This is a genomic window from Streptomyces sp. NPDC030820, assembly GCF_055572075.1.
The window spans coordinates 464,321-490,038 of record NZ_JBVIEB010000004.1; the positions used below are offsets into that span (position 1 = coordinate 464,321).

Here is a 25,718-nt window from a genome sequence, read left to right on the forward strand (position 1 = left end):
GCCGTCAGTCGAACCAGCGGTCCCTGGCCAGTTCCTCCGTCCGGGAGGGGTCCTCCAGCAGGGCCGCCACCTCGAACCGCCGGGGCCACTGCCCGGCCGCCCACGCGAGCCCGGCCGCCACCCCCTCCAGGGTGGCCGCGTGCAGCACTCCGTCGTCGGTGAGCCGCCAGTCGATCTCCACGCCGTCCACGACCAGTTCCTCGTGCTCGACGTAGGTCTCGGGCGTACCCGGCCCGAGCAGCACCCGCACCGACTCCGGTACGTCGTGCTCGGTCCCCTCGGAGTGCACCTCGCCGGTGACGGACTCGCTCAGCCGCCGCACCTGGAACAGCTCCGCCAGCTCGGCCGCGCGGGACGGCCGTACCGGCAGCAGCGCGACCCCGCCGGTGAACGGCAGCAGATCGGGCGAGTCGACCACGACCGCCTCCCCCGCGTCCACGACCTCCACCCGGCCGTCGACCACGGCCCGCAGCTCGTCCGGCAGCGTCACCTGCTCCGGATCCAGCTCCGCCAACGCGCCGTACAGTCCGTGCAGTTGGGCGGCGGTGACCGGTCGGCCGGGGTCGGCCAGCCGGTCCAGCAGCTCGGCGGCACCGCCGGGCTCGTCCAGCAGGGCCGCGACGGAGGTGCGCACCCCCAGCGCCCGCAGCACCTGCTCGTCCTCGAACCCGGTCGCGTCGGCCTCGTCGTACAGGCCGCGCAGCAGCGGATCACCGCCCGCCGCGAGCAGACCGGCGGGCCGGCGCCCGTCGAGCACGGGATGACCGCGCAGCCACCACGCCGTGTACGGCCGTACGATCTCGTGCGTGCCGTCGTGCAGCAGGATGCGCACCGGCTGGGTGAGGGCGTCCCGCAGCGGGGGCTGCGCGAGCAGCGCGAGGGCCTGCGGCCAGTGCTCGTCGTCCACCAGGTCCAGATCGCGTACGGCGACCAGCTCGGTGGCGACCGGAGGCACCGGGCTGTCCGGGAAGCGGTCGAGGATGTCCTCGCACCACACGTCGACCGCATCCAGCAGCCCGGCGTCGTCGGGCTCGGCGAAGTCGCTCTCCCGGGGCTCCAGTTCGTCCGGGTCGAGGACGACGTCGGTGGCGCGGACCAGCGCGAAGTTCGCGAGCACGCCACAGGCGGCCAGCGGCTGCTCGCCCCACTTGTCGGCCAGGTCGTGGTCCACGGCGGCCAGTTCACCCTCGCGGATCACACGGGCGAACGGACTGCCGGGGAAGACGAGTTCACCGGCGGGGGCCAGTTCCCCGTCCTCGTCGGGCAGCGCGAGGGCGCCGAGCCAGGGTTCGTCGCCGGGCTCCAGGTCCGCGTCCCGCACCAGCCCGAGCACGGTCTCGGCCAGTTCCTCCGCGTCCGGAGCGTCCTCCTCCCAGCCCCCGATCGCGCCCTCCTCGTCCAGCGAGGCGGCGACGGCGGCCCGCACCTGCGGGGTGGTGAGCACCGCGCGCGGGGTCGCGGGCAGCGCGCCGAGCTTCTCCAGCAGCGGGTGCGCGGCGTCCTCGTGGGCCACCTTCAGCCCGAGCCGGCCGAGGACGTCCGCGTCGATCCGGGCGGCGTCCGGGGTGGGCAGGAGCACCTGCCGGGGGCCGATGGTGGTCCGCCCGTCCGCGAGCGGCACCGGCAGCCCGGACAGCCGGTCGGGATCTACCCCGGCAAGGCTGTCGTAGAGCCGCCACCACCAGTCGGGGTCCTTCTCCAGACCGGCGAGCCGGTCGACGGCGTCGGCGAGCCGCAGCCGGGCGACCCCGAGGGTGCGCAGCTCCACGCGCCGTTCGAGACCGGCGGGCAGCAGCGTGGGCAGCACCTCGGCGAGCACCCGGACGGTGGCGGCCCCGGCACCCTCCACGATCTCCGCGTCCCTGGGGCGCAGCACCTCCGGAAGCTCGTGGTCGCCGTCCGCCTTCGACGCCAAGGCCGGGTGGGCGGGTGGGAGAAACTCAGTGCGCGGCAGCCGCTCCAGCACGGCCTGCCGCAGCGCCCCGTCCAGCTCGCCCTTGCCGAGCGGTCCCGGTACGAGGTCGATGATCCCGTCCGTCACCGGCCGCCAGTCGGCGAGCAGTTCGGTGTAGACGTCGGCGGCGCGCTGCACCAGGAAGTCGGTGAGCGGACCGGGAGCCGTGTGCCGGCGGGTGGTGTCGAGGGGGAAGGAGGCGATGAGCAGGGCGGGAACACCGAGGGGTTCGTCACTGGGCGTGGGTGCGTGCACCACGGCCGTCGTACGCGGCCGCACCGGACGCCCGCCCTCGTCCTCGGGCACGGCCCAGGTCACCGACCAGTGGGGCCGCAGCCGCTCCTCCACCGGCCGGTCGGCCAGCAGATCGGGGGTGAGCGGGCCATGGGCGGCGGCGGTACGCCACCGGGTGGCGCCCTCGCGCGAGTCCTCCACGACGACGACGGCGCCCTCGGTACGGCGCCGCAGCACCCGCTGCGCCTCGCCGCCGACCTCCACGACGACCTCCTCCAGGCCCGGCAGGGCGAGGAGCAGCGCGTCGTCGACGGAGTTCAGCAGCCGCTCGGCGAGATCGGCGGCGGCCGCGTCCCGCAGGGGCAGGATGACGGCGGTGTCGTACGGGTCCGGGGCGGTGCCCTCGGCGGCGAACGGCAGCCGGAGCAGCGGCACATGCCCGTCCCGGCGCCGGATCTCGTCCCCCAGCCCGGGGCTGTGCCGGGCGGTCTCTGCGGCCCGCTCCCGTGCCTCGCCGAGCGACCACCGCACACCCCCGTGCCGCCCCACGATCGCGGGTTCGTCGGTCACCGAGAGTACGGCGGCGAAGCCGACGCCGAACCGTCCGACGGCGCCCTGGGTGGCATCGGTGTCCCGCTTCGCCGAGGCGCGCAGCGTGGACAGCGACTCGACTCCGGCCGCGTCCAGCGGGGCACCGGTGTTGGCGGCGACGAGGACCCCGTCGCGCAGGGTGAGCCGCAGCCGCCCCGGCATCCGCGCCCGGGCGGCGGCGTCGGCGGCGTTCTGGGCCAGCTCGACGACGAGCCGGTCCCGGTAGCCGCCGAGGACCAGGTCCTCCTCGGCGTTGGCGTCCTCACGGAACCGGGCGGGGCTGGTGGCCCAGGCGTCGAGGACACCACGGCGCAGCCGGGCCGTCCCGAAGGGATCGGCACCCTCGGCCGCAGGCCGCACGTACTTGCTGCTCACGCTTACCCATCCTCCCGGCTTCTTGCGAGGAGCCCCTGGCACCGCGCCGGGGTGGAGCGCCTCGCGCCTGCGGATCGTATCCCGTGGCAGCGACACCGGGCGCCGCCCGCCGCGGCCCCCCGCGGTCAGCCGCAAACCCACCCAAATCCTTCAGGGCAACTGCGTTGCGGGGGGCTGCCGTTGGACCTGAGCGGGGACCGCCCGGCGGTAGACCTGCCGGGAGCCGCCCTCCGGGCCGGGGCCGGCCGGTTCGGCCGGGGTGAAGCCGAGTCTCTCGTAGAAGGCACGCGCGCCGCTCGTCACCGCGCCGGGATGGTCCGGGCCGAACGTGACCACCTCGACGGTGCCCGGACCGTGCACGAACCGACGGGTCGCGTCGGCCATGAGGGCCCGGCCGACGCCCTTGCCCCGGGCCGCTTCCGAGACGACCAGCCAGTGGACCTTGTGGACCGGGTCCGCACCCCCGAAGAGCAGGGCCCCGAGCAGGCCAGCTCCCGGTTCCTCGGCGACCAGTGCCGTGGAGCGGCGGATGTTCCTCTCCACGGCCCTGGTGAAACCGGGGTCGTCCACCATCGGGCCGAACCAGTGCTCGACCTGGGCCGCCAGCGCGAGGAACCCGGGGATGTCCCGCTGCGTCGCAAGTCTGACGATCACGGGGTCAGGAGTGCCCCAGTTCCGCCGTCTCCTCGTCGCCCGCCTCCGGGACCGAGCCCGAGTCGCGGGCGGGGCGGAGGGGGAAGGGGTCCACCCGGGTCTCGTCGATGACCGGCGGGGCAGGCTGCGGGGGCTTGGGCATGACCGCGGCCTCCGAGTGGCCGCCGCAGCCGTAGGCCAGGGAGACCACACGGCCGTCGGCCGGGGAGAACTCGTTGGCGCAGACACCGAAGGCCTGGCCGAGGGAGCCGCCGATGGGGGTGAGGAAACCGCAGGACATACAGGTGGCCGGGGCCGCCTGGGCCATCGCGGTCTTCGGGCCGTACGACTCCTCCCAGCGGTCCGCGGCGACATGCAGGCCGTAGCGGGACAGGACACGGGCCCGGCGCATGCCCAGTTCCTCCGCCACCGCTGCGATCGAGCCCCGGGTGGGGGTCGTGGGCTGGGTGGCAGGGGCACCGGGGGTGACGTCGGCGTCCTCCGCCTCCACCAGTTCCGCCATCTCGTGGGAGACCACCGAGTTCGGCGGCGGCTCCTCCTCGCCCGTGTAGCCGGGCTCCAGGCGCAGGTCGTCCTGGTCGGTGGGGAGCAGGTCGCCGGGGCCGAGGTCGCCGGGGCGCAGCCGCTCGCTCCACGGGACCCACTCGGGGGCGAGCAGGGCGTCGGGGCCGGGGAGGAGGACCACCTCGTCGAGCGTGACGATCTTGGCGCGGGAGGCGCGGGCCACGGTCACCGCCCAGCGCCAGCCGCGGTAGCCCAGCTCCTTGCACTCGAAGAAGTGCGTGACAACGCGGTCGCCCTCGGAGACGAGGCCGGCGTGCTCCCCGACCACACCGGGGGCCGCGGCCTCCTCGGCGGCGGAACGGGCGAGGTCGACCGCCTCGGCGCACAGGCGGTCGGGGGTGCGGCTTCGCGTTGTCGCTGCGCTCACAGGTATCGCTTCTCTCCTACGCCGTCTCGTCGAGTGCGGCTGCCTGACGGCGGCTCTGCCGACGGAGCGGACCGGGGGACCGCATCGACGTCTGCATCCGCGCGCTGGACGCACCTCTGCCATCCATTCTGCGTTATGGCTGAGACAGGCACGCTACACCGAACGAGATTCATCGCCGCCACGCGGCAATTTTTCCTGCCCGCACACCCGACCCGGCACAGCGCCCCCGCGGTTCGGTTCGGCGCCATGCGCGTCGTATGCGCACTATCCGGCCGCTTCTCGGGGCACTATGAAGCACGTGGCGACCGCGGACAGGCGTGGTGTTCGGGGTGGCGGTGCGAGCCGGGTCGGTGGCGCCGTCCGTTCCGTCGGGCGTGCCCTGCACTTCCCGGTCACCGGGACCGCGCGCGGGATCCGGAGGGCCACGCATGCGCACGGGGCGGGCGAGTCGGGGCTCGGCAAGCTGATCGAGCTGCACGCCGTCAACGGCGCGGGTGACGTGATGATCACCGTGGCGCTCGCCTCCACCGTGTTCTTCTCCGTGCCGACCGACGAGGCCCGCGGGCGGGTCGCGCTCTACCTCGCCATCACGATGGCGCCCTTCACCGTCCTCGCACCGGTCATCGGCCCCCTCCTCGACCGGCTGCCGCACGGCCGGCGCGCCGCGATGGCCGGGGCCATGCTGGCCCGTGCCCTGCTCGCGCTGGTGATCTCGGGCGCCGTGGCGAGCGGCAGCCTCCAGCTGTATCCCGCCGCGCTGGGCGTGCTGGTGGCGTCGAAGGCGTACGGGGTGGTCCGCAGTGCGGTCGTGCCCCGGCTGCTGCCGCCCCGGTTCTCGCTGGTGAAGGCCAACTCGCGGGTCACCCTGGCGGGGCTGCTGGCCACCGGTGTCGCCGCGCCGGTCGCGGCGGGACTGCACCAGGTCGGCGATCCCTGGCCGCTGTACGGCGCCTTCGTGATCTTCGTCGCGGGAACGTTCCTGTCCTTCTCCCTGCCGCCCAAGGTGGACTCGGCCAAGGGCGAGGACGTGGCACTGCTCGCGGCCGACGAGCAGCATCTGCACGGGCCGCAGCGCAGGAGGGAGCAGGCGAAGCGGCCGGGGCTGCGGACCGTGGGCCCCGCGGTCACCCACGCGCTCGGCGCCAACGCCGCCCTGCGCTGCCTCTCCGGCTTCCTGATCTTCTTCCTCGCCTTCCTGCTGCGCGAGCACCCGCTGACCGGCGAGAGCGCGGCGGTCTCGCTCGGCATAGTCGGTGTCGCCGCCGGTGCGGGCAACGCGCTGGGCACGGCCGTCGGGGCCTGGCTGAGATCACGCGCCCCGGAGATCATCATCGTCACCGTCGTCGCGGTGGTGCTCGGCACGGCGATCGTGGCCGCCCTGTTCTTCGGGGCGCTGCTGGTGGCCTGTCTCGCGGCGGTCGCCGGGTTCGGGCAGGCGCTGGCCAAGCTGGCCCTGGACGCGCTGATCCAGCGGGACGTGCCGGAGCTGGTGCGCACCTCGGCGTTCGCCCGCTCGGAGACGCTGCTGCAGATGGCGTGGGTGTTCGGCGGCGCCGTCGGCATCGTGCTGCCGCTCAACGGCACCGTCGGCCTGCTGGTCGGCGCGGTGTTCGTGGCGGTCGGCTGGCTGACCACCCTCAAGGGCCTCCTCGCCTCGGCCCGCCAGGGCGGCCGCGCCCGGCCCCGCGTCGCCTGACGCGCCCGACCCGGCCCCACGCCACCCCACATCCCGACCGGGCCCCACGCCACCCGACCCAACCCCACGCCGGCCGTCCCGCCCGGGCCCGACGCCACCCGACGTCCCGCCCGGGCCCCACGCCGCCCCACGTCCCGACCGGGCCCGACGCCACCCGACGTCCGACCCAAGCCCACGCCGCCCCACGTGCCCGACAGCGCCCCCACCTCGGCATTGCGTCCGGCACAATTCTGACCTCGGCATAACGAAGCGGACACGGTTTCCCGAACCGCAGGCACGGCTGGCGTAACGAACCGGGCACGCCGCACCCCACGTGGGCGGACGGCTCCGGGCGCCAGATAGCCTTCGGCCATGACCACGCTGCAATCCGTTGTGCGACGCCGCCGCGCCGTCGCCGCCGCCGGCGCCGTTTCCGCCGGACTGCTCCTGCTCTCCGCCTGCGAGAAGCCGACGCCCGTCGCGACGGTCACCGTCGGCGACAGCTCGGTCAACTCCGAGGCCATGTGCTACAACGACGGCAACGCGCTGGACGCCAAGTCGCTGGCGACGTGCGTCAAGAACGTCGGCAAGGCCAAGTCGATCAAGGTCGACCAGGACGAGACGGTCCGCGTCGGCGTCGACCCGAAGATCGCGGACGCCGGCTGGGTCCTGCTGGTGAACGGCCAGCAGTTCACCGACGTCAGCAAGAAGACCTACCGCACCATCCCGGGCAGCGCGTTCTTCAACCAGCAGTACGGCACCCAGGGCGACATCAACACGGTCACGATCCGGATGGGCGAGAAGTCCAACCAGGGCATGTGGTCGTTCAAGCTGAAGAAGGCCTGATCACGGCTTCCGTGCGCGTCCTTGTGGCCACCGCGGTCCCCGTCGAGCGGGACGCGGTGGCACGGGCGTTTCCCGGAGCCGGGAGCGAGACACGGCTCCCCGGCGCACTCCTGCGCCGTACCGCGACCGGCTGTGATCTGCTGGCCGCCGGCGTCGGTCCGGCCCTCGCCGCCGCCTCCACCGCCGGCGCACTGACCGCCGCCTTCCTCGAAGGCGCCCCGTACGACCTGGTCGTCTCGGCCGGGATCGGCGGCGGCTTCCAGCCCGGGGCGCCCGTCGGCTCGCTCGTCGTCGCCGACGCGATCACCGTGGCCGACCTGGGCGCCGAGACCGCCGACGGCTTCCTCCCGGTCACCGAACTGGGCTTCGGGACCGTCACCCACCGGCCGCCGGAGCCGGTCGTACGCGCCGCGGCCGAGGCGACCGGCGCCCGCACCGGCACGATCCTGACCGTCTCCACCGTCACCGGCACCGCCGCCCGCGCCGCCGAGCTGCGGGCCCGGCACCCTCGGGCGCTCGCCGAGGGCATGGAGGGGTTCGGGGTGGCGGAGGCGGCCACCGCGCACGGCACGCCGGTGCTGGAGATCCGCGCGGTCTCCAACCCGGTCGGCCCGCGCGACCGCGCCGCCTGGCGCATCGGCGACGCCCTCACCGCCCTCACCGAGGCGTTCGGGAAGCTCCTCCCCGTACTGGAGAGTTGGAACCCACATGACGAGTGAACCCTTGCAGATCGCGTACTCCCCCTGCCCCAACGACACCTTCGTCTTCGACGCCCTCGTCCACGGCCGCGTCCCCGGCGCCCCCGCGCTGGACGTGACCTTCGCCGACATCGACATCACCAACGGCATGGCCGAGCGCGGCGAGTTCGACGTGCTGAAGGTGTCGTACGCCGTCCTGCCGTACGTCCTCGGGGCGTACACGCTGCTGCCGTGCGGCGGTGCGCTGGGGCGGGGCTGCGGGCCGCTGGTGCTCACGCGCGAGCCGGGCGCTGGGGGCACCTCCCGCGCTTTCGGCAGTGGGGGATTGACGGGCCGTACGGTCGCGGTCCCGAGCGAGAAGTCGACGGCGTATCTGCTGTTCCGGCTGTGGGCGGCCGACACCCTTCCGCAGGGGGTCGGCGAGATCGTGGTCCTGCCGTTCCACGAGATCATGCCGGCCGTGCGGGACGGCAAGGTGGACGCCGGTCTGGTCATCCACGAGGCCCGGTTCACCTACCAGAACTACGGGCTGCACAAGCTCGCCGACATGGGCGAGCACTGGGAGCGGACCACCGGGCTGCCGATCCCGCTCGGCGCGATCGTGGCCAAGCGCTCGCTCGGCGCCGGCACGCTGACGCGGCTCGCCGACTCCATCCGCGCCTCGGTGCGCGCCGCCTGGGACGACCCCGAGGTGTCGCGGCCGTACGTCCTGGCACACGCCCAGGAGATGGACCCGGCCGTGGCGGACCAGCACATCGGCCTGTACGTGAACGAGTTCACCGCCGACCTCGGCGAGGACGGCTACGCCGCGGTCCGCGGCCTGCTCACACGCGCGGCGGCCGAGGGGCTGGTGCCGCCCCTCGGCCCGGATGCGCTCGCGTTTCCCTGACGGGTGCCTATACGTCCAGCTGGTCGGCGACCGCCCGCAGCAGACCGGCGATCTTCTTGCCGGAGGCCTTGTCCGGGTACCGGCCCTTCTCGAGCATCGGCGTGATGTTCTCCAGAAGGGTCGTCAGGTCCTGCACGATGGAGGCCAGCTCGTCCGGCTTCTTGCGCTGGGCCGCGGCGACCGACGGCGTCGGCTCCAGCACGGTCACCGACAGCGCCTGGTCACCGCGCTGACCGGCGACGACGCCGAACTCCACGCGCTGTCCCGGCTTGAGTGCGTCGACTCCGGCGGGGAGAACAGAGGAATGGACGAAGACGTCACCGCCGTCGTCGCGGGAGAGAAAGCCGAAGCCCTTCTCACTGTTGAACCATTTGACACGCCCGGTCGGCACCGTCTGTCCTCGTCCTCGTACTAGTCGGGAAAAGTGCTCTGATAGCACTAGAGCGGGTCCACCGTGACCCGCCGCTATCAAGGCTAATGGTCTGGGGGCGGGTGACAAGACGTCCCCCGGTTGTTCCCTCGCGCTGGGAACTACCCTGGTCCGGTGCGTGACAAAACCCAAACGAATTCCGCCGCGCCCGGTGACCGGCTGATCCGCGCCGGTGCGATCGTCTTCTTCATCGGGGCCGCGGCCACTCTGGTCACGGTGGCCCCGCTGTTCCTCGGCGCAAAGCCCTTTCCGACGTACATGTTCGGTTTGAGCATGCTCATGGCGGTCGGCTTCCTCGTCGCCGGGGCGGGCGTCCTGCGGTCGATCGCCGCCGGCCGGCGTCAGGCGCGGGGCGCCTCACGGTAGTCGGCCAGCCACGCCGGGAAGCCGGACAGGTCCGCCAGGACGACGTCCGCACCGGCGGCGCGCAGCTCGTCGGCGGGGCAGGGTCCGGTCGCCACGGCGACCGACAGTGCTCCCGCCGTACGGGCCCCGCGCACGTCCCCGACGTGATCGCCGACGTACACGCCGGCGCGGTACTCGCGCAGCGCCTCCGCCTTCTGCTCGGCCCACAGGTCGCCCACGACCACGTCCGGCTCGATGCCGAGGTGGCTCAGGTGCAGCTTGGCGTTGGGCTCGTACTTCGCCGTGACCACCATGGTCCGCCCGCCGGCCGCGCGCACCGCGGCTATCGCCTCCCGGGCGCCGTCCATGGCGGGGGTCGCGGCGATGGCGATCGCCGGGTACATCGCCCGGTACAGGTCGGCCATCGTGGGCACCTGCTCCTCGGGGAACCAGTTGATCAGCTCCTCGGCGAGCGGCGGCCCGAGCCGGGTCACCGCCAGATCGGCGTCGATGAAGGTCCCGGTCCGCTCGGACAGCGCCGTGAGGCAGGCGTGGATACCGGGCCGGGAGTCGATCAGGGTCATGTCGAGGTCGAATCCGACGGTGAATGTCATATGCGTCATTCTGTCAGCGATGTCACCCACCGCGGCCCTACGGCGCTCACCTGCTCCTCTGTGACCGCCACACCAGGTACAGCGCCGAAGCCACCGCCGCTCCCCGGACCACCCACGGCCAGGTCCCGGCGATCGCGTCGTTCATGTGGCCGTGGGCGATCGGCCGGCCCCAGCGGCCGTTGACCCTCCCCCACAGCCACACGATCCCCGCGGCGACCGCCGTACCCGGCAGAACCATCACGGCCGTCTTGGTCTCCGCGGGGGTCAGCCGCCGGGAGCCGTAGGCGATCACCCAGCCGAGGAGCAGGGCGAACCAGTTCCCGAGCACCGCACCGGCGACCAGCGCGGCGGCGGCCAGCAGCAGGAGAGGGTTGGTCCAGCCGGCCGCGGGGCGGGGGATCAGACGCCGGCGTGCGGCGGCGGGCGCGGGCTCGGCCTCGGCCGCCTCCTGTTCCGGCTCGGCCGGCCGAGGGGCCCGGTCCGCCGGCTCCCTCTCCTTCGCCGGCCGCCTGAGCAGCTCCGGGATCTCCACTCCGCCCACGAACCCCGGCACCGAGTCCGTCTCGGGGGCGGCACCGAAGGAGCCGCCGCCGAGACGCCACCAGTCGGGCTGTACGGCGCTGTCCCCGAGTTCGTGCGCGGCGGCCAGGTGCGGCGGGGACGGGGCGTCGCGCGGGACGGAGGGCTCTTGCCCGGTCTCGCCGGGGCGGGGACCGGGGACGATCCGGCGCAGAGCCTTCAGGCCCCTCGGACCGTTCTGCCGTTCCCCGTCCGCCGGATCCGACGCCTTCGGTTTCCGTTCGCGCGGCGCGGGCTGCACCGGCACGGCGGCGGGCGGCTGCGCAACACTGCCGGTGCCGGACGTGCCGGACGTACCGCCCGCGGCCGCGACGACCTCGTCCGGGCTGCCCAGCCGGTCCAGGATGCGGCGGACCGCGGCGGGACTGTCGACCGTCGCCTTGGCCCGGTGCCGGTCGATCTCGTTGCGCAGCTCCGACACGAGCCGCATCCGCGTGGCCGACGGCAGCTGCCGTTGCTGAGCGATGTCTCCGACACGGCTCAGGTACTCGTAGACGACCTGGTCGCTCTCGATCCCCAACGGAACCCCTCCGGGGTGACGGCGATGAAACCCCGTGAGGACGGTAGCGCAGAGACACGGCACCGAACCCGCACCCGGGTACGGGACCGCCGGGGACGCCCCCTCGGCGACGGCACCCGCTACCGTGGGTCAGATGAGCCAAGCGGCCCACCCAGCTCCCCGTTCCCTCGCGGAAGCGCTCCGCGCGCGGGACGACGTCTCCCTGGCCGCGCTGCTGCGCAGCCGCCCCGACCTCATCACGCCCGTCCCGACCGACCTCACCCAGCTGGCCACCCGCGCCGGCACCCGTGCCTCGGTGCTGCGCGCCCTGGAGCGGCTGGACCGGTTCGCGCTGCAGACGGCGGAGGCGCTGGCCGTGGCCCCGGACCCGGCGTCCTACGACACGCTGCTCGCGCTGATGGCCGGGGACGCCGGGGACGAGAAGGTCGCCGCCGCGCTGCCGCACGCCCTCGGCACACTGCGCGAGCAGGCGCTGGTGTGGGGCGACGACGAGCGGCTGCGGCTGGTCCGCACGGCCCGCGAACTCCTCGCGCCGTCCCCGCAGCACCCCTCCCCGACCGGGCTCGGGCCCAGCGTGCAGGAGACCACCTCGGGCATGTCGCCGGGCCGGATCCAGGAGATCGTCACGGCGGCCGGGCTGCCCTCGACGCACGACTCCGTGTCCGCCGTGACCGCGCTCACCGCCCTGTTCAACGATCGCAAGAAGATGAGCAAGCTGCTGGCCGGCGCCCCGGAGCCGGCCCGCGAGGTGCTGGCGCGGCTGGTGTGGGGGCCGCCGTACGGGCAGGTCACCCCGGAACCGGCGGCGCATCTGCGCTGGCTGCTCGACCGCGGTCTGCTGCTGCCGACCGCGCCCGGCACGGTCGTCCTGCCGCGTGAGGTCGCCCTGCATCTGCGCGAGGGCCGGGCGCACCGCACGCCCGAGCCGCTGCCGCCCGCCGTGGAGACGGCCGCGACGTACGGTCCGCAGGTGGTGGACGCGACGGCGGCCGGGCAGGCGTACACCGCGCTCGCCACGGTCGAGGAGCTGCTGAAGGACTGGGACGAGGGCGGCCCGGCCGTACTGCGGGCCGGCGGCCTCAGCGTCCGCGATCTGAAGCGGACCGCCGTCGCCCTGGACGTGTCCGAGCCGGTCGCCGCGTTCTGGGTGGAACTGGCGTACGCGGCCGGGCTGATCGCCTCCGACGGCGAGGCCGACGAGCGGTACGCGGCCACGCCCGCCTACGACGAGTGGCTGGAGCGGCCCGCCGCCGAGCGCTGGTCCCAGCTGGCGGAGGCCTGGCTGGCGGCCACCCGGACGCCGGGGCTGGTCGGCGGGCGGGACGCCAAGGACCGTACGCTCGCCGCGCTCGGCCCCGGCCTGGACCGCTCGGCCGCGCCCGAGGTACGGCACCGGGTGCTGACCCTGCTGGCCGGGCTGCCGGCGGGAGCCGCCCCGGACACCGAGTCGGTGCTGGCCCGGCTGCGCTGGGAACGGCCCCTGCGCGGACCGCAGCAGCGGGACGGCGACGAGGACCTGCGCTCCCGGCTCGCCCGCTGGACCCTGTCCGAGGCGGAGGCGCTGGGCATCACGGGGCGGGGCGCACTGTCGACGCAGGGCCGCGCCCTGCTGGGCGCACCGGCGGCGGAGGCGGGCCCGCGCGCCGCCTCGGGCACTCCGGGCGCCGCCGGCTCAGCGGCGAAGGCCGGCCCCGGCGACAAGCTGCCCGTCCACCATCACCACCGACCCGCCGCCGCCCCGGCCCCGCTCTCCCCCGCCGAGCAGGCCGTGGCGACCGCCGCCGCCGCACGGCTCCTCGCGCCGCTCCTGCCCGAGCCGCTGGACCATGTGCTGCTCCAGGCCGACCTGACGGCGGTGGCACCCGGACCACTGCAACGCCCCCTCGCCGATCTGCTGGACGTGCTCGCGGACGTCGAGTCCAAGGGCGGCGCGACCGTGTACCGCTTCACCCCGGCCTCGGTACGGCGGGCGCTGGACGCCGGCCGTACCGCCGCCGATCTGCACGCCTTCCTCGCCGAGCACTCCCGCACCCCGGTGCCGCAGCCGCTGGCGTATCTGATCGACGACGTGGCCCGCAAGCACGGGCATCTCCGGGTCGGCGCGGCCTCGGCGTATGTGCGCTGCGACGACGACGCGCTGCTGAACGAGATCCTCGCCGACAAGCGCGCCGCCGCCCTGCGGCTGCGCCGGCTCGCCCCGACCGTGCTGGCCGCCCAGTGCGACCCGGCCACGCTGCTGGAGGGCCTGCGCGCGATGGGCTACGCGCCGGCCGCCGAGTCCGCGGAGGGCGACGTCCTGATCACCCGGGCCCACGCTTACCGCACCCCGCCGCGCACCGCACCCGAGCCCGTCCCGGACGGCCCGCCGCCGCCCGACGCCACGCTGCTCACGGCGGCGATCCGCGCGATCCGGGCCGGCGACCTGGCCGCCACCGCCCCGCGCAAGACCGCCGGAGCCGGGGCTCCGCTGCCGGGCGGCGAACTGCCCCGCACCTCCTCCGCCGAGACCCTGGCCACCGTGCAGGCCGCCGTCCTGACCGGCGGGTCCCTCTGGATCGGCTACGTCAACGCCGAGGGGACCGCCAGCCAGCGCGTCATCGCCCCGGTCAAGGTGGAGGGCGGTTTCGTCACGGCGTACGACCACACCGCGGACGAGGTACGCACCTATCCGCTGCACCGGATCACGGGTGTGGCGGAGCTCGCGGAAGACTGACGGTGATCGTCGGCGTTTAGGGCACACTGGACGTTTGGTTGTTGTGGAAAGGGTGTGTGCCGCACGTGAACGGACCACTGATCGTCCAGTCCGACAAGACCCTGCTCCTGGAGGTCGACCACGAGCGGGCCGACGACTGCCGGCGTGCCATCGCGCCGTTCGCCGAGCTGGAGCGGGCGCCCGAGCACATCCACACCTACCGGGTCACCCCGCTCGGGCTGTGGAACGCGCGGGCCGCGGGGCATGACGCCGAGCAGGTCGTGGACGCGCTGGTGCAGTACAGCCGGTATCCGGTGCCGCACGCCCTGCTGGTGGACATCGCCGAGACGATGGACCGGTACGGGCGGCTCACGCTCAGCAAGCACCCCGCGCACGGCCTCGTGCTGACCACCACCGACCGGCCGGTGCTGGAGGAGGTGCTGAAGTCCAAGCGGATCGCCCCGCTGGTCGGGGCGCGGATCGATGCGGACTCGGTCGTCGTGCACCCGTCCGAGCGCGGGCAGATCAAGCAGGTGCTGCTGAAGCTGGGCTGGCCGGCCGAGGACCTCGCCGGGTACGTCGACGGCGAGGCGCATCCGATCGAGCTGCTGGAGGACGGCTGGGCGCTCAGGCCGTACCAGAAGCAGGCCGTGGAGAACTTCTGGCACGGCGGCAGCGGCGTCGTGGTGCTGCCCTGTGGCGCCGGGAAGACGCTGGTCGGCGCCGGGTCCATGGCGCAGGCCAAGTCCACGACCCTGATCCTCGTCACCAACACCGTCTCGGCGCGGCAGTGGAAGCACGAGCTGGTGAGGCGGACCTCGCTGACCGAGGACGAGATCGGCGAGTACAGCGGTACGAGGAAGGAGATCCGCCCGGTCACCATCGCCACCTACCAGGTGCTGACGACCAAGCGGAAGGGTGTCTATCCGCACCTGGAGCTGTTCGACTCCCGGGACTGGGGTCTGATCGTCTACGACGAGGTGCATCTGCTGCCCGCTCCTGTCTTCAAGTTCACCGCCGATCTGCAGGCGCGCCGTCGGCTGGGCCTCACCGCGACCCTCGTCCGTGAGGACGGCCGCGAGTCGGACGTGTTCTCCCTCATCGGGCCGAAGCGGTTCGACGCGCCCTGGAAGGAGATCGAGGCGCAGGGGTACATCGCCCCGGCCGACTGCGTCGAGGTCCGGGTGAACCTGACGGACTCCGAGCGGCTGGCGTACGCGACGGCCGAGACGGAGGAGAAGTACCGCTTCTGTGCGACGACGGACACCAAGCGGAAGGTGACGGAGGCGATCGTCCGCCGTTTCACCGGCCAGCAGATCCTTGTCATCGGCCAGTACATCGACCAACTCGACGAGCTGGGCGAGCACTTGAACGCGCCCGTCATCAAGGGCGAGACCTCCAACGTCCAGCGCGAGAAGCTCTTCGACGCCTTCCGCGAGGGCGAGATCAGCGTGCTGGTGGTGTCGAAGGTGGCGAACTTCTCCATCGACCTGCCGGAGGCGACGGTCGCCGTCCAGGTGTCCGGCACCTTCGGCTCCCGCCAGGAGGAGGCCCAGCGCCTCGGCCGGGTCCTGCGCCCGAAGGCCGACGGCCACCAGGCGCACTTCTACTCGGTCGTCGCCCGCGACACCATCGACCAGGACTTCGCCGCCCACCGCCAGCGCTTCCTGGCCGAACAGGGCTACGCCTACCGGATCGTGGACGCGGACGAGATCCTGGCGGAGGACAGCACCGGCTGAGCCACCGGCGCATGCGGTTACTTGTTGCGTATGCCCGCTTCCTCGCCGTACTCGCCGAGGATGACCACGCCGAACGCGGCCTCCGCGAACACCTTGATCGCGCGGAGGGCGTTGCCCAGCCAGTGGTGATGCGGGCCGTCCACGGCTGTGGCGCCGGTCGGGGGCCGGACAGGACCTGGGGAGATGGTTGCTGCGCTCATGTCTCCATGGTGGATCGCCGGGCATAAGGCCCGCATCGGTCTCCAGAGCCAATCCCGGACGGCCCCGCGTAGATCTACGGGTGGACCCCGGCCCCTACTTCCGGGGCCGCGCGTCCCCTAGGGGTCGGAGCAGAGCGGGCGGAAAACCGTTGGCCCCCGCCGCACGCCCTCGCCTAGAATCTCCGCTCTTGCCCGCCTCCCCTCCGCGGAGTGCCGTCGTCCGGTCGGAAACCGGGCGGCTTCGTCGTAGTCACCCAGCAGGTTCACCGGAGGCACCCTCGTGTCCACGTCCACGCCCGCCGACGACCCACTCGCCCGAGAGCGCTCCCACCTCGCCGACTCCCGCGCCGCCCTGCGCGCCATGCGCGAGGACGTGGAGTCGCTGGACATCCGGGACGTCACCGCCAACTGGGTCAACGCCGAAGTGCTGTCCCGCCAGATCGACGAGCGGATCAAGGCACTGGCCGACCTCAGCGACACGCCACTGTTCTTCGGCCGGCTGGACTATCTGCACGCACCGGGCGCGGACCAGGCAGAGGGTGCGGAGGGCGAGCGTTTCTACATCGGGCGGCGGCATGTGCACGACGCCGACGGCGACCCCATGGTCATCGACTGGCGCGCCCCGGTCTCGCAGCCGTTCTACCGGGCGTCCAAGAAGGACCCGATGGACGTCGGGCTGCGCCGCCGCTTCGGCTACACCGGCGGCGACCTGACGGCGTACGAGGACGAGCACCTCTCCGACCCGGCCGCAGCGACATTTTCCGGCTCCGCCGGGGGCACCGCGACCAGCAAGCTGCTCCAGCAGGAGATCGAGCGGCCGCGCGTCGGCCCCATGCGGGACATCGTCGCCACCATCCAGCCCGAGCAGGACGAGATCGTCCGCTCCGATCTGTCCGGGACGGTCTGTGTCCAGGGCGGCCCCGGCACCGGAAAGACCGCCGTCGGCCTGCACCGGGTCGCCTACCTCCTCTACGCCCACCGGGAGCGGCTCGCCCGCACCGGCACCCTGGTCATCGGCCCGAACAAGTCCTTCCTGCACTACATCGAGCAAGTCCTCCCCGCCCTGGGCGAGCTGACCGTCCAGCAGGCCACCGTGGACGACCTGGTCGCGCATGTGGAGGTGCGCGGCGCGGACGAGGCGGCCGCCGCCGTGATCAAGGGCGACGCACGGATGGCCGAGGTGCTGCGCCGGGCCCTGTACTCCCATGTGACGCTGCCGACGGAGGCGGTCGTGGTGGTGCGCGGCTCCCGGCGCTGGCGGGTGCCGTCGTACGAACTGGAGGACATCGTCCGGGAGCTGCTTCAGCGGGACATCCGGTACGGCGCCGCCCGCGAGGCCCTGCCGCAGCGGATCGCGCACGCGGTGCTGGTGCAGATGGAGCGCTCGGGCGAGGCGCCGGACGACCGGGTGCAGGACGCGGTGGCCCGCAACAGCGCGGTGAAGGCGGCCGTGAAGGAGATCTGGCCGGCCGTGGACCCGGCGAAGCTCGTGCTGCGTCTGCTGACGGACACAGATTTCCTCGCCGAGCACGCCGCCGGGATCCTGGACGAGGACGAGCAGAAGACGATCCTGTGGGCCAAGCCGGTGCGCAGCGTGAAGTCGGCCAAGTGGTCGGCGGCGGACGCGGTGCTGATCGACGAGGCGGCCGATCTGATCCAGCGCACCCACTCGCTGGGCCATGTCGTCCTGGACGAGGCGCAGGACCTGTCCCCCATGCAGTACCGGGCCGTGGGCCGCCGCTGCACGACGGGCAGCGCGACGGTGCTGGGCGACCTGGCGCAGGGCACGACTCCCTGGGCGACCCGCAGCTGGGACGAGGCCCTCGCCCACCTCGGCAAGAAGGAGGGCGTCATCGAAGAGCTGACGGCGGGCTTCCGCGTCCCCACGGACGTCATCACCTACGCCTCCCGGCTCCTCCCGCACATCGCCCCCGGCCTCACCCCGGTGGCCTCCGTCCGGGAGAACCCCGGCTTCTTCGAGGTCCGTACGACCACGGGGACGTCCGAAGTCGTCACCGCCTGCGAGGAGTTGCTGCGCAACGAGGGCTCGACCGGTCTGATCGCCGCCGACGCCCGTATCCCGGTCCTGGCCGAGGCCCTGACGGCGGCGGGGCTCCCCTACCTCGCCCCCGGCGAGGAGACCACCCAGGAGACCCGCCTCACCCTCGTCCCGGCCTCCCTCGCCAAGGGTCTGGAGTACGACTACGTGGTCCTGGACGAGCCCCAGGCGGTGGTGGACGGCGAGCCGGACGAACGCACCGGCCTGCGCCGCCTGTACGTGGCGCTGACGCGTGCGGTGTCGGGCCTGGTCGTGACGCACTCGGCGCCGGTACCGGCTCAGTTGGCCTGACGGCGCACGGCTAGGGTGTCGTGCCGTTCCGGCATGTCCCCATGGAAAGGCCTCCGTTGAGCACTCCACCGCCTCCGCACCCCGCGTACCAGCAGCACCCCGGTCCCTACCAGCAGGCACCGGCGGGCTACCAGCAGGCGCCGGGGCCGTATCAGCAGGCCCCGGCGGGTTATCCGCAGGCCCCGGCGGGTTATCCGCAGGCGCCGATGGGGCAGCAGCCGCAGCCCGCCGGGCCGTACGGGCAGGCACCGGGCGGCTACGGGCAGGCTCCCTACCCGCAGGCGCCCGCCGGTTCCGGGCAGGCCGGGTATCAGCAGGTCCCCGGCGCGTACCCGGCCGCTGCCGGCGTCGGGTGCGAGGTGTGCGGAGCGGCGCCCGCCGAGCGGGTGACGATCCGCGGCCACCAGGGCATGCTGATCGTGATGCGGAACCTGTGGCGGAAGGGCACCTTCTGCCAGTCCTGCGCGCTCGCCGTCTTCCGGAAGATGCAGTCGGACACCATGGCGCAGGGGTGGTGGGGTCCGGCGTCGATGCTCATCACGCCCGTCACGCTGCTGATCAACCTCTTCGCCCTGGCCAAGATCCGTAAGCTCCCCGCACCGGCCGGCGCCCAGGGCCCCGGGCTGGACCCGGGCCGCCCGGTGCTGCGGCGCCCGGCCGGAATCCTGGGCCTCTTCCCGCTCACCGGCTTCGCCCTGGTGCTGCTCCTCGTGCTCGTCGGGATGGCGGCCGGGTGACGGCCGACAGCACCGCGGCTCCGTAAGGGGCACCGGGGCTGCGCCGCACCCGGCGTTGGACCCGCGGGCCTGGGGCGCTACCCCGCGTCCAACGCCCTCCGCCACTCCCGCACGGACCCCTCGGAAACCGGCCCCTCCCAGCCGGAGGGCCGGGCCGCGCCGCCGATGTGGAAGGCGTCGATACCGGCGGCCCGCAGCCGCGGCACATGCTCCAGGCGCAGGCCGCCGCCGACCAGGAGGGTCTGGCCGTACCCCGGCTCGCCCCGCCGGCCCGCCTCCGCGAGCAGCGTCGGCAGGCCCTCGTCCACCCCGCCGGCGGCGCCCGCGGTGAGGTAGGTGTCGAGGCCGGGCAGGTCGGCGAGCTGCTTGCGCAGGGCGTCGCGGTCGGCGGCCCGGTCGATCGCCCGGTGGAAGGTCCACGCGCAGCCGTCCAGCACGTGGAGCACCCGCTCCAGTGCCGCCAGGTCGACCACGCCGTCCGCGTCGAGGAAGCCGAGGACGAACTGGTCGGCGCCTGCCTCGCGCAGGTCGCCGACCCCCCGGACCAGCCGGTCCACGTCTCCGGCCGCGAACCCCTCCGCGAGGCGGAGCATCACGCGCAGGTCGATGTCGACGGCGGCCCGGATCCCGGCGACGGTGGCGGGCGCCGGGCTGAGCCCGTCGGCCGCCATGTCGGTGACCAGCTCCAGGCGGTCCGCGCCTCCGGCCTGGGCGGCGACCGCGTCCTCGACGCCGAGCGCGATCACCTCCAGGACTGCACGCTTGCTCATGGCACCCCATTCGTCCGTCGGTCCCTACAGGTCTAGTCCAATTCCAAGACTACGCCTGTACGAGGGCACCCTTCGTCCGAGGATGTCGACGGGGCCGGCATGCCGCGGAACGACGGCGCGCGGCGCGGAAGAATGGGCCCATGGCCGACCTCGATGCCCTGCGTCTCCGTTTCGCCCGTGCGCTGGAAGCAGCCCGCGCCCCCGGCGGCGGGCCCGACCCCGCGCCGTACGCCGACAACCTGCTCGCCCGCTGGCAGGAGCCGCAGCGCAGATACCACACGCCGGCCCACCTCACCGCGGTCCTCGACCACATCGACGTACTGGAGGAGTACGCCGCCGACCCGGACGTCGTACGGCTGGCCGCCTGGTTCCACGACGCCGTCTACCTCCCGGAACGATCCGAGAACGAGGAGCGCTCGGCCCGCCTCGCCGAGCGCGCGCTCCCCGAGGCCGGGGTCTCTCAGGAGACGACCGCCGAGGTGGCCCGGCTGGTCCGGCTCACCTTCACGCACGACCCGGCCGACGACGACCGGGACGGCCAGGTGCTGTGCGACGCCGACCTCGCGATCCTGGCCGCGCCCCCGTCGGCGTACGCCGTCTACACCGCCGAGGTGCGCGAGGAGTACCACTTCGTGCCGAACGACGCCTTCAGGGAGGGCCGTTCGGCCATCCTGCGCCAACTCCTGGCGCTCCCCCGGCTGTTCCGCACCCCCTACGGCCAGGAGCACTGGGAGGCCACCGCCCGCTACAACCTCGCCTCCGAGCTGGAAATGCTGTCGACCTGAGGGGTCCGGCCTTCTAGGGTTCGCCTCATGCGACCGATAAACGGGGACGATGTGACCGAGGCCGTGGCGGGCTGCACGGCGGCACTGCGCGCGGCGGTGGACCGGGACTGGCGGGCCGTACCGGCCGGGCGGCTGGAGTGGGACTGCCACACCACCGCCGTCCACGTCGCCGACGACCTGATCGCCTACGCCGCCAACCTGGCCGGACGCGCACAGGACGCGTATCTCCCCTTCGAGCTCACCCTCGACGAGAGCACGGACAACGCGGGCCTGCTGCACGTCATCGAGACGACCGGTGCGCTGCTCGCCGCCGCCGTCCGCACCGCCCCGCCCGGCGTCCGCGGCTTCCACCCCTACCCTTTCCGCAGCGCCGACGCCGAGGGCTTCGCCGCGATGGGCATCGCCGAAGTGCTGCTGCACACGCACGACATGGCCGAGGGGCTGGGGATCGCCTACGAGCCGCCGGCCGAGCTCGTCGAGTCCCTCCTCGCCTGCCTCTTCCCGCACGTCCAGCCCGGCCCCGCCCCCTGGCCGACCCTGCTGTGGGCCACCGGCCGCGGCGACCTGCCCGGTCGCACCCCGGTCACCGCATGGCGCTGGAACAACAACCTCGTCATCCCGGCCGAGCGCCTCACCCTGACCGGCATCCGCCCGGCCGCCGCCCACGATCTGCGCCTGGACGGCGACGGCGGCTTCACCTGGCTCGACGGCGGCCCGTACGAGGGCACCCGGCAGGCCGCCTCCTCCCTGCTGAAGGCATACGAAGCAGGCGTGCACCGGCCGGAGTTCGGGATCTTCGCACTGGTCCGGCACGAGGACGGCCGCGCGGTCGGCGGCATGGGCTTCCACGGCGTCCCGGACGAGGACGGCCGGGTGGAGATCGGCTACGACCTCGTCGAGGGCGCCCGCGGCCAGGGCTACGCGACGGAGGCGCTGCGCACCCTGGCCGACTGGGCGCTGGCCCGCGACGACGTCAGCTCCCTCTTGGCGACCGTCGAACGGGACAACACCGCCTCGCAGGCGGTGGTCACCCGGGTCGGGTTCACAAAGGTCAGCGACGAGGGTGACGAGTTCGCCTACGAACTGCGCCGCTGAACGAGCCCCTTGCGCCGGCGCAGACCCGAGGCGTGCAGCAGCCGCACCACCTCGCGGCTGCCGACCTCCACCGCGCCGGCCGCCACCGCCTCCGCGTACCGGTGCGCCGGAAGGTCGTAGTGGTCGCGCTCGAAGGCGCGCCGCGGCACGCCCAGCCGCTCGGCGAACGCATGGAGTTCGTCGTACGACGCATCGCTGACCAGGTGCGACCACATGCGGCCGTGCCCCGGCCAGGTCGGCGGGTCGATGTAGAGGGTCACGAAGAGGCCATTCCGCCCGTGGCCGAGCCCAGCGAACCCACCGCCGCGACCTTCACGCCCACCTTGTGGCACACCCAGTGCGGATCGGGACCCAGTTCGGGCTCCACGTCCAGCGCGTGCGGATCGCCGGAGCCGCACACCGGGCACAGCGGCCAGCGGCCGTACCGGTCCAGCAGTGCGTCCTGTACGTCCTGCGCGACCAGCCCGGCGACATAGGTCGCGCCGTCCGGCCACTGCTCGACCCACCAGCGGCGCTCCGCGACGGAGTCCTCGACGAGCGAGACCACGTCCGCCTCCGCGACCTCACCGGCGACCAGATCGGCGAGCACGAGGGCTCGGGCGGCATGCAGGGCCTGCTCAAGGGGGGTAATGGGCTCCATAGAACCCATTGTGCGCACTCTTGACCCCGACGCCGAACCGAAAATATCTTTCATCTGTGACCCAGGACGTGAAGGAAATTTTCGGCAGTCCGGGCGGTTCCCTCGCCGCCAAGGTGCGCACCCTCGCACCGTCCATGACCCGCTCCATGCAGCGCGTCGCGGAGGCCGTCGCGAGCGACCCGGCCGGCTGCGCCGCCCTCACGGTCACCGGCCTCGCCGAGCTCACCGGCACCAGCGAGGCCACGGTCGTCCGCACCGCCCGGCTCCTCGGCTACCCCGGCTACCGCGACCTGCGGCTCGCCCTCGCCGGGCTCGCCGCGCAACAGCAGTCGGGCCGGGCGCCCGCGATCACGACCGACATCGCGGTGGACGACCCCATCGCCGACGTCGTCACCAAACTCGCCTACGAGGAGCAGCAGACGCTCGCCGACACGGCCGCCGGGCTCGACACCGTCCAGCTCGGGGCCGCCGTGGGTGCGCTGGCCGGGGCCCGGCGCACCGATGTGTACGGCATAGGGGCCTCGGGGCTCGTCGCCCAGGACCTCACCCAGAAGCTGCTCCGCATAGGCCTCATAGCCCACGCCCACAGCGATCCGCACCTCGCCGTGACCAACGCGGTGCAGCTCCGCTCGGGTGACGTGGCGATCGCGATCACCCACAGCGGCTCGACGGGGGACGTCATCGAGCCGCTGCGGGTCGCCTTCGAGCACGGGGCCACGACCGTGGCCATCACCGGCCGGCCGGACTCGCCGGTCACCCAGTACGCCGACCACGTACTGACCACGTCCACCTCACGGGAGAGCGAGCTGCGACCCGCCGCGATGTCCTCGCGGACGAGTCAACTGCTCGTGGTGGACTGCCTGTTCGTGGGAGTGGCCCAGCGTACGTACGAGACGGCGGCGCCCGCTCTGGCCGCGTCGTACGAGGCGCTCGCTCACCGGCATCGCACCAGCCGCAGGTGACCGACCGAGGTGACCGACCCCAGGTGACCGGCCCCGGGTGAGCAACAGCACGCACAACGGCACCCAGACCTGAGAGAGCCACCCCCCATGACCTCCCATGACCTGCGTCAGCAGTTGGCTTCCCTGACCACCGAAGCCTTCCGGCCCGAGCTCGCCGGGATCGACCGCCTTCCCACCCTCGACATCGCCCGGCTCATGAACGGCGAGGACGCCAAAGTGCCCACCGCCGTCGCCGCCCAGTTGCCCCGGATCGCCGCCGCCATCGACGCCGTCGCCGAGCGCATGGCCCGCGGCGGACGGCTGATCTACGCCGGTGCCGGCACCGCCGGCCGGCTCGGCGTGCTGGACGCCTCCGAGTGCCCGCCCACCTTCAACACCGACCCCGCGCAGGTCGTCGGCCTGATCGCGGGCGGCCCGGAGGCGATGGTCACCTCGGTCGAGGGCGCCGAGGACTCCGCGGAACTGGCCCGCCGCGACCTGGACGCGCTGGGGCTCACCCCCGCCGACACCGTGGTCGGCGTCTCCGCCTCCGGCCGTACCCCCTACGCGATCGGCGCCGTCGAGCACGCCCGCGCTCTGGGCGCGCTGACCGTCGGCCTGGCCTGCAACGAGCACAGCGCGCTCGCGGCGGCGGCCGAGCACGGCATCGAGGTCGTGGTCGGCCCCGAACTGATCACCGGCTCCACCCGCCTGAAGGCGGGCACGGCCCAGAAGCTGGTCCTGAACATGCTCTCGACGATCACGATGATCCGGCTGGGCAAGACCTACGGGAACCTGATGGTCGACGTCCGCGCGTCCAACGACAAACTCCGCGCCCGCTCCCGCCGTATCGTCTCGCTGGCCACGGGCGCCTCCGACGAGGAGGTCGAGAAGGCCCTCATCGAGTCCGGCGGCGAGGTGAAGAACGCGATCCTCGCCCTGCTCGCCGGTGTCGACGGCCCGACGGCCGCCCGCCTTCTGGAGGAGTCCGGCGGCCATCTGCGTGCCGCGCTGGCGCACTCGGCCCGCTGACCCGCACGCTCGGGGCGTGCGCAACGACCCCGCCTCCACCGCGACCGCCCTCCTCACCCGGGTCGGCGGCCCGGCCAACATCATCTCCGTGGCCCACTGCATGACCCGCCTCCGGCTGACCCTCGCCGACCCGACGGCGGTGGACGAGGAGGGGCTGCGGGCCCTGCCCGGTGTGCTCGGGCTGGTGTCCGACGGCCCGACCTGCCAGCTCGTGCTCGGCCCCGGGGTGGTCGACGAGGTCACGGCAGAGGTGGAGGCGCGGGTGACCACCGGCCAACGGCCCTTTGCCGGCCCCGGGTCGAAGAAGGAGGCGGCCCCCCTCAAGACGGCCCTGCGCCGGGTCGCGAACGTCTTCGTCCCGCTCATCCCCGCCCTGATCGGCTGCGGCGTCCTGGCCGGACTGAACGGCCTGCTGCTGAACACCGGTTGGCTACCGGCCCTGACCCCGGCCCTCTCCTCCGTCGCCTCCGCCTTCCTGGCACTGATCGCGGTGTTCGTCGGCCACAACACGGCGAAGGAGTTCGGCGGCACGCCCGTGCTGGGCGGCGCGGTGGCGGCCGTGGTCGTGTACCCGGGCGTGGCGAAGGTGACGGTGTTCGGCACCCATCTCGCCCCCGGCCAGGGCGGGGTGCTCGGCGCACTCGCGGCGGCGCTGCTGGCGACCCGCGTGGAGAAGTGGGTCCGGGGCCGGGTGCCGGGCGCGCTCGACGTCCTCCTCACCCCCACGGTCACCGTCCTCGTCCCGGGCCTGGTGACGCTGTACGGCCTGATGTACGCGGCCGGCACGGTGGCGACGGCGATCGGCACGGCGGCCAACTGGCTGCTGGCCACCGCCGGCGCGGCCGCCGGACTGCTCCTCGGGGGCCTCTTCCTCCCCTTGGTCATGCTGGGACTGCACCAGGCCCTCATCCCCATCCACACCACCCTCATCGAGCAACAGGGCTACACCGTCCTGCTCCCCCTGCTGGCCATGGCGGGCGCGGGCCAGGTGGGCGCGGCGCTCGCGGTGTACGTCCGCACGCGCCACGACGTCTCCGTCCCCACGGCCTCCCTGCGTACGACGATCCGCTCGGCGCTCCCGGCCGGGCTGCTGGGCGTCGGCGAGCCGCTGATCTACGGGGTGTCCCTGCCGCTGGGCCGCCCGTTCCTGACCGCCTGCGCGGGCGGGGCGGCGGGCGGGGCGTTCGTCGGCTTCTTCGCGATGCTCGGCACGAAGGTGGGCGCGACGGCGATCGGCCCCTCGGGCTGGGCGCTGTTCCCGCTGCTGACGGGGAACAGGGGTGTGGGAGCGGCGGCGGCGATCTACGCGGGCGGCCTCCTCACCGGTTACGCGGTCGGCTTCACGGCGACCTACCTCTTCGGCTTTCCGCGCCGCCCACGGCCGGCGGCACCGGCGTGACGA

At 73.5% G+C, this 25,718-nt stretch carries 24 protein-coding genes; 14 read left to right on the forward strand and 10 right to left on the reverse strand.

What is annotated here, in order from left to right; all coding sequences use genetic code 11:
• Positions 1–4 precede the first annotated feature (4 nt).
• The 3 genes from ACZ418_RS13945 to ACZ418_RS13955 all read right to left on the reverse strand — a co-directional run bounded on the left by ACZ418_RS13945 (position 5) and on the right by ACZ418_RS13955 (position 4,739).
• Complete coding sequence (locus ACZ418_RS13945) at positions 5–3,154, reverse strand: sacsin N-terminal ATP-binding-like domain-containing protein (RefSeq protein WP_468361947.1); 3,150 nt, start codon at positions 3,152–3,154, stop codon at positions 5–7.
• 150 nt (positions 3,155–3,304) lie between these two features.
• Positions 3,305–3,808, reverse strand: a complete 504-nt coding sequence (locus ACZ418_RS13950) for a GNAT family N-acetyltransferase (protein ID WP_468361950.1) — start codon at positions 3,806–3,808, stop codon at positions 3,305–3,307.
• Positions 3,809–3,812: 4 nt separating this feature from the next.
• Positions 3,813–4,739 (reverse strand): DUF3027 domain-containing protein, encoded by a 927-nt coding sequence (locus tag ACZ418_RS13955; RefSeq protein ID WP_468361953.1) that lies wholly within the window; start codon positions 4,737–4,739, stop codon positions 3,813–3,815.
• Between the two features lie 289 nt (positions 4,740–5,028).
• On the opposite strand from ACZ418_RS13955, the gene ACZ418_RS13960 reads away from it, so the two are divergent.
• The 4 genes from ACZ418_RS13960 to ACZ418_RS13975 all read left to right on the forward strand — a co-directional run bounded on the left by ACZ418_RS13960 (position 5,029) and on the right by ACZ418_RS13975 (position 8,847).
• Positions 5,029–6,435: an MFS transporter gene (locus ACZ418_RS13960; RefSeq protein ID WP_468361956.1), complete on the forward strand. Its 1,407-nt coding sequence runs from the start codon at positions 5,029–5,031 to the stop codon at positions 6,433–6,435.
• A gap of 351 nt (positions 6,436–6,786) precedes the next feature.
• Positions 6,787–7,260 (forward strand): DUF2771 domain-containing protein, encoded by a 474-nt coding sequence (locus ACZ418_RS13965; protein ID WP_468361959.1) that lies wholly within the window; start codon positions 6,787–6,789, stop codon positions 7,258–7,260.
• Between the two features lie 11 nt (positions 7,261–7,271).
• Positions 7,272–7,979, forward strand: a complete 708-nt coding sequence (locus ACZ418_RS13970; RefSeq protein ID WP_468361961.1) for a futalosine hydrolase — start codon at positions 7,272–7,274, stop codon at positions 7,977–7,979.
• The gene (locus ACZ418_RS13975) at positions 7,969–8,847 is read left to right on the forward strand and encodes a 1,4-dihydroxy-6-naphthoate synthase (RefSeq protein WP_468361964.1); all 879 of its coding nucleotides are present in this window, start codon (positions 7,969–7,971) and stop codon (positions 8,845–8,847) included. The genes ACZ418_RS13970 and ACZ418_RS13975 overlap by 11 nt, the downstream gene beginning before the upstream one ends.
• 7 nt (positions 8,848–8,854) lie before the next feature.
• Here ACZ418_RS13975 and ACZ418_RS13980 read toward each other — a convergent pair whose 3' ends face one another.
• Positions 8,855–9,238, reverse strand: a complete 384-nt coding sequence (locus ACZ418_RS13980) for a cold-shock protein (RefSeq protein ID WP_055708594.1) — start codon at positions 9,236–9,238, stop codon at positions 8,855–8,857.
• A gap of 153 nt (positions 9,239–9,391) precedes the next feature.
• On the opposite strand from ACZ418_RS13980, the gene ACZ418_RS13985 reads away from it, so the two are divergent.
• Positions 9,392–9,643: a hypothetical protein gene (locus tag ACZ418_RS13985; RefSeq protein WP_451554623.1), complete on the forward strand. Its 252-nt coding sequence runs from the start codon at positions 9,392–9,394 to the stop codon at positions 9,641–9,643.
• Here the strand turns inward: ACZ418_RS13985 and ACZ418_RS13990 are convergent.
• Together ACZ418_RS13990 and ACZ418_RS13995 are read right to left on the reverse strand one after the other, a co-directional pair.
• The gene (locus tag ACZ418_RS13990; protein WP_468361969.1) at positions 9,619–10,245 is read right to left on the reverse strand and encodes an HAD family hydrolase; all 627 of its coding nucleotides are present in this window, start codon (positions 10,243–10,245) and stop codon (positions 9,619–9,621) included. The two genes, ACZ418_RS13985 and ACZ418_RS13990, sit on opposite strands and share 25 nt — an antisense overlap.
• A gap of 37 nt (positions 10,246–10,282) precedes the next feature.
• Entirely contained in the window at positions 10,283–11,335 is a 1,053-nt protein-coding gene (locus tag ACZ418_RS13995; RefSeq protein WP_468361972.1) for a hypothetical protein, read from the reverse strand.
• Positions 11,336–11,468: 133 nt separating this feature from the next.
• Between ACZ418_RS13995 and ACZ418_RS14000 the strand changes: the two genes are divergently transcribed.
• Positions 11,469–14,048 carry a helicase-associated domain-containing protein gene (locus ACZ418_RS14000; RefSeq protein WP_468361975.1) on the forward strand — a complete coding sequence of 860 codons (2,580 nt, stop codon included), beginning with the start codon at positions 11,469–11,471 and terminating at the stop codon, positions 14,046–14,048.
• A 65-nt stretch (positions 14,049–14,113) separates the two neighbouring features.
• Entirely contained in the window at positions 14,114–15,766 is a 1,653-nt protein-coding gene (locus ACZ418_RS14005; RefSeq protein WP_468361978.1) for a DNA repair helicase XPB, read from the forward strand.
• 17 nt (positions 15,767–15,783) lie between these two features.
• Here ACZ418_RS14005 and ACZ418_RS14010 read toward each other — a convergent pair whose 3' ends face one another.
• Complete coding sequence (locus ACZ418_RS14010) at positions 15,784–15,966, reverse strand: hypothetical protein (protein WP_468361981.1); 183 nt, start codon at positions 15,964–15,966, stop codon at positions 15,784–15,786.
• A 280-nt stretch (positions 15,967–16,246) separates the two neighbouring features.
• Here ACZ418_RS14010 and ACZ418_RS14015 point away from each other — a divergent pair, with 280 nt between their 5' ends.
• Together ACZ418_RS14015 and ACZ418_RS14020 are read left to right on the forward strand one after the other, a co-directional pair.
• Positions 16,247–18,316: a HelD family protein gene (locus ACZ418_RS14015; RefSeq protein ID WP_468361984.1), complete on the forward strand. Its 2,070-nt coding sequence runs from the start codon at positions 16,247–16,249 to the stop codon at positions 18,314–18,316.
• A 56-nt stretch (positions 18,317–18,372) separates the two neighbouring features.
• A complete protein-coding gene (locus tag ACZ418_RS14020) occupies positions 18,373–19,053 on the forward strand; it encodes an LppU/SCO3897 family protein (RefSeq protein WP_468361987.1) in 681 nt (226 codons plus the stop codon).
• 77 nt (positions 19,054–19,130) lie between these two features.
• Here ACZ418_RS14020 and ACZ418_RS14025 read toward each other — a convergent pair whose 3' ends face one another.
• Positions 19,131–19,823 carry a copper homeostasis protein CutC gene (locus ACZ418_RS14025; RefSeq protein ID WP_468361990.1) on the reverse strand — a complete coding sequence of 231 codons (693 nt, stop codon included), beginning with the start codon at positions 19,821–19,823 and terminating at the stop codon, positions 19,131–19,133.
• 140 nt (positions 19,824–19,963) lie between these two features.
• Between ACZ418_RS14025 and ACZ418_RS14030 the strand changes: the two genes are divergently transcribed.
• Complete coding sequence (locus ACZ418_RS14030; RefSeq protein WP_468361993.1) at positions 19,964–20,608, forward strand: HD domain-containing protein; 645 nt, start codon at positions 19,964–19,966, stop codon at positions 20,606–20,608.
• 27 nt (positions 20,609–20,635) lie between these two features.
• Entirely contained in the window at positions 20,636–21,703 is a 1,068-nt protein-coding gene (locus tag ACZ418_RS14035; RefSeq protein ID WP_468361996.1) for a GNAT family N-acetyltransferase, read from the forward strand.
• On the opposite strand, the gene ACZ418_RS14040 is transcribed toward ACZ418_RS14035, so the two are convergent.
• Both ACZ418_RS14040 and ACZ418_RS14045 read right to left on the reverse strand, forming a co-directional pair.
• The gene (locus tag ACZ418_RS14040; protein WP_468361998.1) at positions 21,685–21,963 is read right to left on the reverse strand and encodes a DUF4031 domain-containing protein; all 279 of its coding nucleotides are present in this window, start codon (positions 21,961–21,963) and stop codon (positions 21,685–21,687) included. The two genes, ACZ418_RS14035 and ACZ418_RS14040, sit on opposite strands and share 19 nt — an antisense overlap.
• A complete protein-coding gene (locus ACZ418_RS14045) occupies positions 21,960–22,343 on the reverse strand; it encodes a hypothetical protein (protein ID WP_468362000.1) in 384 nt (127 codons plus the stop codon). The genes ACZ418_RS14040 and ACZ418_RS14045 overlap by 4 nt, the downstream gene beginning before the upstream one ends.
• Positions 22,344–22,399: 56 nt before the next feature.
• Between ACZ418_RS14045 and ACZ418_RS14050 the strand changes: the two genes are divergently transcribed.
• The 3 genes from ACZ418_RS14050 (at position 22,400) to ACZ418_RS14060 (ending at position 25,715) form a co-directional block, all read left to right on the forward strand.
• Positions 22,400–23,305 (forward strand): MurR/RpiR family transcriptional regulator, encoded by a 906-nt coding sequence (locus ACZ418_RS14050; RefSeq protein WP_468362002.1) that lies wholly within the window; start codon positions 22,400–22,402, stop codon positions 23,303–23,305.
• An 87-nt stretch (positions 23,306–23,392) separates the two neighbouring features.
• Complete coding sequence (gene murQ / locus ACZ418_RS14055; protein WP_468362004.1) at positions 23,393–24,316, forward strand: N-acetylmuramic acid 6-phosphate etherase; 924 nt, start codon at positions 23,393–23,395, stop codon at positions 24,314–24,316.
• A gap of 16 nt (positions 24,317–24,332) precedes the next feature.
• Positions 24,333–25,715, forward strand: coding sequence for a PTS transporter subunit EIIC (locus ACZ418_RS14060; protein WP_468362006.1), 1,383 nt, complete (start codon positions 24,333–24,335; stop codon positions 25,713–25,715).
• Positions 25,716–25,718: the final 3 nt, after the last annotated feature.

Bases quoted from the DNA above. Each gene is read 5' to 3' on its own strand.
- ACZ418_RS13960 (WP_468361956.1), top strand. From the start codon at position 5,029: ATGAAGCACGTGGCGACCGCGGACAGGCGTGGTGTTCGGGGTGGCGGT.
- ACZ418_RS13965 (WP_468361959.1), top strand. From the start codon at position 6,787: ATGACCACGCTGCAATCCGTTGTGCGACGCCGCCGCGCCGTCGCCGCC.
- ACZ418_RS13975 (WP_468361964.1), top strand. From the start codon at position 7,969: ATGACGAGTGAACCCTTGCAGATCGCGTACTCCCCCTGCCCCAACGAC.
- ACZ418_RS13990 (WP_468361969.1), bottom strand. From the start codon at position 10,245: ATGACGCATATGACATTCACCGTCGGATTCGACCTCGACATGACCCTG.
- ACZ418_RS14000 (WP_468361975.1), top strand. From the start codon at position 11,469: ATGAGCCAAGCGGCCCACCCAGCTCCCCGTTCCCTCGCGGAAGCGCTC.
- ACZ418_RS14010 (WP_468361981.1), bottom strand. From the start codon at position 15,966: ATGAGCGCAGCAACCATCTCCCCAGGTCCTGTCCGGCCCCCGACCGGC.
- ACZ418_RS14025 (WP_468361990.1), bottom strand. From the start codon at position 19,823: ATGAGCAAGCGTGCAGTCCTGGAGGTGATCGCGCTCGGCGTCGAGGAC.
- ACZ418_RS14030 (WP_468361993.1), top strand. From the start codon at position 19,964: ATGGCCGACCTCGATGCCCTGCGTCTCCGTTTCGCCCGTGCGCTGGAA.
- ACZ418_RS14035 (WP_468361996.1), top strand. From the start codon at position 20,636: ATGCGACCGATAAACGGGGACGATGTGACCGAGGCCGTGGCGGGCTGC.
- ACZ418_RS14045 (WP_468362000.1), bottom strand. From the start codon at position 22,343: ATGGAGCCCATTACCCCCCTTGAGCAGGCCCTGCATGCCGCCCGAGCC.
- murQ (WP_468362004.1), top strand. From the start codon at position 23,393: ATGACCTCCCATGACCTGCGTCAGCAGTTGGCTTCCCTGACCACCGAA.